Below are 7977 nucleotides of genomic sequence, written 5' to 3'. Positions count from 1 at the left end.
GGGACTGTCCGATAAACGGTGTGTGGGGCCCGGCGGTTTTCATCAGTGAGTGGTTCTCTCGAACCGTCCGGCGAAGGTGATCGCGAACGCGTTGAGTGCTGGCTTCCACCTCATCACCCAGCGTGCTCTACCGCCGCCGGTCGGATCAAGAGATCTGGTGACGAGGTAGAGGCACTTCAGCGCGGCCTGCTCGTTCGGGAAGTGCCCACGGGCCCGCACCGCCCTCCGGTAGCGGGCGTTGATCGACTCGATCGCGTTCGTCGTGCAGATCACCCGGCGGATCTCCACGTCGTATTCGAGGAAGGGCACGAACTCCGCCCAGGAGGACTCCCACAGCTGCACGATCGCCGGATACCGCTGGCCCCACTCGGCCTTGAACTCGGCGAACCGGTCCTTGGCCGCGGCCTCGGACGGGGCGGTGTAGACCGGTTTGAGGGCCTTGACGATGCCGTCGCGGTGCTGGCGGCCGGCGTAACGGAAGGAGTTGCGGATCAGGTGCACGATGCATTGCTGCACCACCGTCTGCGTCCAGGTGGTGCTGATCGCCTCCGGCAGGCCCTTGAGCCCGTCGCAGACAGCGATGAACACATCCTCGACGCCCCGGTTCTTGAGTTCCGAGAAGACCTGCAGCCAGAACCGGGCGCCCTCGGCGCCGTCACCGGCCCAGATCCCGAGGATGTCGCGTTCCCCGTGCACGGTGACGCCCATAACGACGTAGAACGGGGTGTTGCGGACCTGCCCGTCGCGGACCTTGACCACGATCGCGTCGACGAAGAGCACCGGGTAGATCGGGTCCAGGGGGCGCGAAGACCACTCGGCCAGCTCGCCGGCGACCTTTTCGGTGATTCGGCTGATGGTGTCCTTGGAGACCTTCGCGCCGTAGACCTCCTCGAAGTGCGCCGCGATCTCCCCGGTGGTCAGGCCGCGGGCCGACAGCGAGAGCACGATCTGATCGATCCCGTCCAGGCGCCGCTTGCGTTTGGGCACGATCACCGGCTCGAAGGACCCGTCCCGATCCCGGGGCACCTCGATCTCGACGGGGCCGATCTCGGTCAACACGGTCTTCGATCTCGTCCCGTTGCGCATATTGGCCGCGATCGGGGTCTGCCCGTGGTCGTGCCCGAGGTGTTCGGTCAGTTCGGCTTCCAGGGCGGTCTCGAGGACGTTCTTCGTGAGCTGGTTCAGCAGCCCGCCGGGCCCGACCAGGCTCACGCCTTGCTCCTTGGCTTGGGCGAGCAGCCGTTCGGCGATTTCCTTCTGATCGATGATCTCTCCCGTCACGGGATCGATCATCTCCTCTGTCCTGTCTGTCGTGAAGTCGGTCACGGCCGTCTCCTTTCGGATCAGGCCGGACCCTCACACACCGTTCTTCTTACAGTCCCNTCACGGGATCGATCATCTCCTCTGTCCTGTCTGTCGTGAAGTCGGTCACGGCCGTCTCCTTTCGGATCAGGCCGGACCCTCACACACCGTTCTTCTTACAGTCCCCTCGTACGGGATGCTCGCCGGACTTCTAGCGGTTGAGTGCCCGAGAAATGTCCACATGTAACGCAATGGGTGTTTACCGGCCCGCCACTGGCCACCGACTGACGCACTTGTCGCTTCGTCGAATGTGGATGAAGGACTACCGCTCTCACTGTGTAAGGGCCATTTCCATGTTGAGTGGTTCCCTCTCGGCGCAGCGCTGATCGGGCCGGACACCGTTGCGGTGTCCGGCCCGCTGGCACATCGTGGGCCCGGTCAGGCCTTGGCGACCTTGATGGTCACGTTGGGGCAGGCCGCGGCGATCCGGGTCAGCGTTGCCTTCTCCTTGCTGTCGACCTTCAGGCCCCAGCGGATCTTTACCGCCACCCACTCCCCCACATAGCCGCAGCGGTGCTTGGGCGGCATCCACTCTTCCGGGCCGCGGGCCTGCTTGGTGGAGTTCAGCTTGGAGGTCTGGGCACTGAGCGTGCGGTGGTCCCCGATGTCGTTGTAGAACGCCACCCGCTTGGTCTGGCTCCAGCCCCGCGCCCCGGAGCCCCAGGCCTCGTGGACCGGCACCGTGTGGTCGATCTGCACGGTGGTGGCCGAGGTGTGGGTGCGCCCGTCCCAGGTGGTGACCCACTTGCCGCCCTTGACGGTGCATCGCTTGGTGGTGGTAAAGCTGGTCTTCACCTTGGATTCGTTCTGCAGTACCTCGGCCCGGGTGTTCTGGCAGTCCTTGTTGGTGTCTTTCCAGTCGCCGAACTGCTTGTCCCGGTTGTAGCCGGCGTTGTTCTCCGCCGCCACCGGCAAGGACTTCACCGCGGTGCGCAGCGGGGCGCTGTAGGTGCTCGCCGCCTGCGCCGGCGCTACCCCACCGGTGAAGAGCAGACCCGCCACCACCGTGGAGGCGGCCGCGGCACGCCACCCCGCACGGTGAGCGCCCACCGTGGGTGAGGACGAGGTGGTACGGCGGCGTGAGAGCAGAGCGAAAGGCATGAGGAGCCTCCAGAATCAAAGGGATCGAGGCGCCTGTATCGGCGCCCCCTCATGCTGGCATCACGACCGCAAATAGCACTGATGTGACGTTGGTCCTGCATCCGCACAGGTGAGAGCGACGCTACTGACTCGTAGTTGGCGGCCTCCCGGCGCCACATCCGTCTGCGGATCCACCCCGTCGCAGACCAACAGGCGCGGACTGTACCCCCTGCGCAGGACGCCTCTCGAGCGACCGTTGCATCAGGGAGAGTTGTGGTGCCGGTCAGGTCACCGGAAGCAGGTGACCATCCGGACCCTCGCGCAGGTACCGCAGATCGGTCGGGTCCGGCCACTGGTCGAGGAGCTCCTCGACGACGTCGATCGCGCTCTCATCCTCGAAGTAGGCCTCTTCGACGAAGTCGATGGCCAGGTAGGACAGCTTGCCCTCCATCAGCTGGAGGCCAATCTGCAGCTGCGTGCCATCAGATCCCAGGCACCGGGCCCGGACGGGGTAGGTCTGCTGATGGGGCACCACGCGCACCACGTCGTCGGGCACCTGGAACTCCACGGTGGCGGAGAACCCCTCGACGCCGTCATCGAAATAGGACTCCTGCGCGACCGTCAGCTGCCCCAGCAGCACCCGGGCCTCGGCGGTGTCCGTGGCCTGCAGGATCCCATGGACCACCTCGCGCACCGCAGGTGTGAGCGCACGGGTGCGCATCGACTCCTCCCCCACCTCCAGAGCCTGCGCATCAGCCCGGGCCCCGGCACGCGCGACGGCGTAGCCCACCAGCACACTGGCCACCGAGGCCGCAGCCAGCCACCGCCGCGGATGACTGACCCCGGCCGCCTCCAGCCGGCCCACGATCCGGGCATCCAGGCTCTCAGAAGCATCGGAGAGGGCCAGCACCGCCGCCCCGGAGGCTACCCCGGCCACCACATTGGCCGGCACCAGCGCGGCCCGGTCGGTGGTGACCCCAGCCCACCACGCCGTGGTCGCCACCACCCCGGCCCGGTAGAGCCGTCGACGTGCCGGGCTCAACCGGGACGGGTCGATCAAGCTCAATGCACCGAAGGCGGCAGCCGAGGCCGCGCCGAACACCGGGGAGACCGGATCAGTGAACCAGGTGGGTTCAAGACGCATGGGGTCGTCCTTTCGGGTCAATGGTCTTCACCCTACGCATCACCAGCACCTCCCGAGCGGGACTGTTAAATCAGCCGGTGTCATCAAAGCTGGCTTGATAGCCGCTTTCTCGCCTTATGTGAAGTGTGCGCTGCGCCCCGCCGTCGCCGCGACCCGCGTCATCGCAACCGTCCCCAATCCGTCGGGGCATCCCACTAGAGTCTTTTCTCGTGGGAGAACACGCTGACCAATCAGCTCGATCGGAGACGACGATTGAGCCCCGGCTCGTGATGAAGGGCGACGACGACAAGCCGTTTATCCAAGGCGAGTTCTTCGTCGCCGCGTACCAGCGTGGCTACCGGTGGGGACGCGACGAAGTGCGCCAACTTCTGGAGGACATCAAGACCCACAAGCGCGAAGCCGGCAGGGGAGAGCCCACCGACTACTACCTCCAGCCGATCGTCGTGTTGAAGCGCGATGGTGGGAGCTGGGAACTCGTCGACGGCCAGCAGCGCCTGACAACCCTGTTCCTGATCACGAAATACGTCGCCACGAAGATCGCCGACTCCAAGTTGGACTACCTGCTCACCTACGAAACCCGACAAGGTAGCCGCGACTTCCTGGAGACTCTCGACTTCTCGCGCCGTGACGAGAACATCGACTACTACCACATCGCCCAGGCGTACGACGTCATCGGGGAGTGGTTCGACGAACAGCCGAACGCCACACAGGCCGCCATCAATCTCCACACGGCGCTTGCTAACTGGGTCTACGTCATCTGGTACGAGGCGCCACCGGGCACCGACGCCACCGCACTGTTTACGCGCCTGAACCGTGATCGCATCCCTCTGACGGACTCGGAATTGATCAAGGCGGTGGTGCTATCAAACAGCGGCGCAGCCGGCGGCAAGTCGGGACGGCAACAGGAAATCGCTGCCCAATGGGACGGGTTCGAGAGGGATCTTCGTGATCCGCAGTTCTGGGCATTCCTCACGCGCTCATCGACCGAGAGGTCGACCCACATCGACTTCCTCTTCGAGTCCATGACGCCGAAGGCGGGTCTAAGAGAACGGCCCCGCTACTGGACCTTCAGCAAAGTCCGGGAGGACATCGCCGAGCGAGGATCGGCCGCCTTCTGGCGAGACGTCGTCGAGCGCCACGGACTGCTGACAGGGTGGTTCCAAGACCGCGATCTCTACCACCGGATCGGTTACCTCATCCAGGTCGGTGACTCGATCCAGGAACTCATCGACCTATCCCGATCCCGGACGCACTCGGCCTTCCGAAAGGCGCTCGTTGACCGAACACGCAAGCGCCTTGGTCTCACAGCTGACAAGGTCTCCCTCTTGCGCTACGGGAAGGACAACGGCAAGTGCACCGACGTCCTGCTCCTCATGAATGTCGAGACCGTGCTCGGCAGCAGCGACATCGGGAGCCGCTTCTCGTTCCACGCCTACGTCGATAACTGGTCGCTGGAACACATCCACGCACAGAACTCCGAAGCCTTCGAGAAGGAGACCGAACGTCGAGACTGGCTACGGACGCACAAGAAGAAAATCGAAGAGTCTCACTGGCCGCCAGATCAGCGGGCCGACGTGGACGAGATCATCGCCAAGATCAACGCCCATCTGGCCATGGCCGACGGTAAGACTGATGAGCAGAGTTTCGACTGGATCTTCCGGCAGGTCCTGGCGTTGTTCAGCGCTCCTGGCGCTGACGCCACCGATGAGGACACGCACGGACTCGGCAATCTGGCACTGCTCCAACGCGACCTCAATAGCAAGCTGAACAACGCGGTCTTCGCCCTCAAGCGCGAACAAGTGATCGGGCTCGACCAGGATGGGGCCTACATCCTGCCCTGCACCCGTAACGTCTTCCTGAAGTACTACACGGCCGCGGCCGACCAGCAACTCTCCCTGTGGGGTCCCCAGGATCAGGCCAACTACCTCACTGCGTTGATCGACAAGGTGGAGCGCTTCCTGATGGTCGAGAGGTCTCCCGCTGACGAGGTCCACGCATGAAGGGCTACCCCACCACGTTCCTCGGCCTATTCGACGAACCCGTCGGAGACCGTCCCGGCATCACCGAGATCGAGATCCCGATCATCCAGCGTGACTTCGCGCAGGGCCGAGCTGACGAGGAGGTCAGCGCCCTCCGGGACCGATTCCTCGACAAGGTCATCGAAGCCGCCACGACTGACAGGCACATGGGTCTCGACTTCGTGTACGGCGACGTTCGAGCCGGAGTCCTGCAGCCACTCGATGGCCAACAACGCCTCACTACCCTGTTCTTGCTGCACTGGTACGTCGCTTCGCGCGCAGACAAGCTCGACTCGGCCGCCCCTTGGCTGTGCTTCTCCTACGCGACCCGGCCGACAGCTCGAGACTTCACCCAGACAATCGCCAACAACCCGTATCCAGGCGGGCCAGCCTCGCCATCGGCCTGGATCAAAGACCAGCCATGGTACGTCTACCCGTGGCGCCACGACCCGACCATCTCGTCGATGCTCGTCATCCTCGACGCGATCCATCGACGGCTCGTCCCGCACGCCGACGAAATCGACGCCGTGTGGGACCGGCTCGCAGCTCGCCCCGCCGACGTCCAAAACAGTGCCATCTGGTTCCTGTTCCTCCCCGTCGTCGATATCGCCCACGGGGAAGACCTCTATATCAAGATGAACTCGCGCGGGAAGCCACTGACGACGTTTGAGGTCTTCAAGGCGGACTTCGAAAGCATCATCAAGTCAGCCGACCCTGACCGGCACCAGCACCTCGTCGAGAGCATCGACGGAGTGTGGGCCGATCTGCTCTGGGAGTACGAGAAGCGAGCGGCGAGCAACTACAAGATCGACGATGAGTTTGAGCGGTACCTCACCTTCATTATCAAAATCTGCGAGTGGCGCGACGGGAAGTCTGCCCGAAAGTGGCACGACAGGCAGGCACGAAGGCTTTGGCCGATCGAGGAGCGAGCCCGACTCGCCATCGCCGACCCCAGCAACGAACATGCCGCTCGGAATCGAGACTTCTTCTTCCACGCGTTCGACACGTGGATTGGCGCCGATCCCGTCACCCATATCAGAGGTCCTCTCGACCCGAGTGCCGAGTTCAGCAGGCTGTTCACCGCCGGCGGCCTCGGGGAAGGATCGATTCCGCTCTTCTCCACAACTCCTGACCTGTTCGGTAGCTGCATCGTCCGGTACGGGTCCGACTTCACGGCACAAGAGACGCTGCTCCTCTTCGGAGTCCTGCTCGCGCGACAGGCCGACGACACGATCAGTCAGGACGAGATCGCCAAGCGCCTGCGCTCTCTACGCAATGTCACTGCAGCATTCCTCGACTTCAATCGCATGCCTGCCTACGTCGCACAGACCGAGAAGCTGATCGTCCACGGCCAACTGGAGGATTCAGGGACCTTCCGAAGCGATTGGGTTGCTGATGAGGTCCTCAAATGGTCCTTTCTGGACGAGCACCCAGAAACCATTGACGCCGTACATCAACTTGAAGACCACCCACTGGTTCGCGGACGCATCATGGCGTTCGAGCTCGATGCAGCCACGCTAGAAGCACGAGCTGAAGCATTCACAGCCGTGAGCCGACCGGAACTGCGCGACCTGCTCGGCGCCGCGCTGCTCACGAAAGGGGACTACTCACGCGATGTTGGCTGGCAGGGAAGTCGCCGCCAGCTCGGAAGTTCCCAGAAGGACGACTCCTGGACTGACATGCTCACCACGGGGTCTCGGGCGAATCTCGCCAACATCCGCGAGCCGCTGGCGGCTCTGCTGGACGACGTCGCCACGCGGGCGGCGACCGGCACGAACCAGCCAAGCGATGCTCTCGATGCGATCCGCGCCCAGTGGCTCGCTGAACGCGAGTCCCGCAACTTCTACGACTGGCGTTACTACCTCGTCCGCTACTCCGGCGCCCGCAGCTCGAAGGGCGGTGGCTACTACCACGGCACCTACGACAGCACGACCGGCGGGTTCGCTTATCAGCGCCTCCGGATGCTTCACGGCAGCAACTACAACGCCTACTTCAGCGACGCGCTGCTCCATGCGGCCTGGGTCGACGGCTCGCTCGGTGCTGATGCCGAGGAACCAAGTTGGTGGCACCGCGACGACCCAGGCCTCACGCTCAAGAGGTCCCGCATCGAGATTCGCTGTGATGACGACGCCTTCGAACTCGTCCTTCCAGACAACCGTGAGCCCGTCGAAACCAAGGTCGCCAAGGCCCTGACGGCGTTCGATTCTGCCGACCAGTTGCGGGTTCTGGTCCAGCAGAAGCCCGAAGGCGGCCGGCTAGTGGATAGCGAGGACCGGATACAGCTCTGTGTGCGACTGGTGCGCGCGTTGGCAGTTGAGGGCCTCTGACGGCCATTGCAGGACGCCGCATCCGAAGCGTTTGCGTCCTTCGCTC

General features: G+C 64.0%; 5 protein-coding genes. 2 read left to right on the top strand and 3 right to left on the bottom strand.

Annotation, left to right across the window (positions count from 1 at the left end; genetic code table 11):
- Positions 1 to 42 precede the first annotated feature (42 nt).
- From H488_RS24190 to H488_RS24180, 3 genes are all read right to left on the bottom strand, one after another.
- Positions 43 to 1293, bottom strand: a complete 1251-nt coding sequence (locus H488_RS24190) for an IS256 family transposase (RefSeq protein WP_017832719.1) — start codon at positions 1291 to 1293, stop codon at positions 43 to 45.
- Positions 1294 to 1740: 447 nt separating this feature from the next.
- Complete coding sequence (locus H488_RS24185; RefSeq protein WP_150110319.1) at positions 1741 to 2463, bottom strand: HNH endonuclease family protein; 723 nt, start codon at positions 2461 to 2463, stop codon at positions 1741 to 1743.
- A gap of 262 nt (positions 2464 to 2725) precedes the next feature.
- A complete protein-coding gene (locus H488_RS24180) occupies positions 2726 to 3607 on the bottom strand; it encodes a hypothetical protein (RefSeq protein WP_190274502.1) in 882 nt (293 codons plus the stop codon).
- A 248-nt stretch (positions 3608 to 3855) separates the two neighbouring features.
- On the opposite strand from H488_RS24180, the gene H488_RS24175 reads away from it, so the two are divergent.
- Together H488_RS24175 and H488_RS36000 are read left to right on the top strand one after the other, a co-directional pair.
- Positions 3856 to 5586, top strand: a complete 1731-nt coding sequence (locus tag H488_RS24175) for a DUF262 domain-containing protein (RefSeq protein ID WP_237740426.1) — start codon at positions 3856 to 3858, stop codon at positions 5584 to 5586.
- Positions 5583 to 7931, top strand: a complete 2349-nt coding sequence (locus H488_RS36000) for a DUF262 domain-containing protein (RefSeq protein WP_017832715.1) — start codon at positions 5583 to 5585, stop codon at positions 7929 to 7931. The genes H488_RS24175 and H488_RS36000 overlap by 4 nt, the downstream gene beginning before the upstream one ends.
- The last annotated feature ends 46 nt before the right edge of the window (positions 7932 to 7977 follow it).

Origin of the sequence: Kocuria sp. UCD-OTCP (assembly GCF_000349605.1) — a bacterium.
Taxonomy (GTDB): Bacteria; Actinomycetota; Actinomycetes; order Actinomycetales; family Micrococcaceae; genus Kocuria; species Kocuria rosea.
Note: the sequence above shows the minus strand (reverse complement) of the source record. Positions and strands in the feature narration are given on the sequence as shown.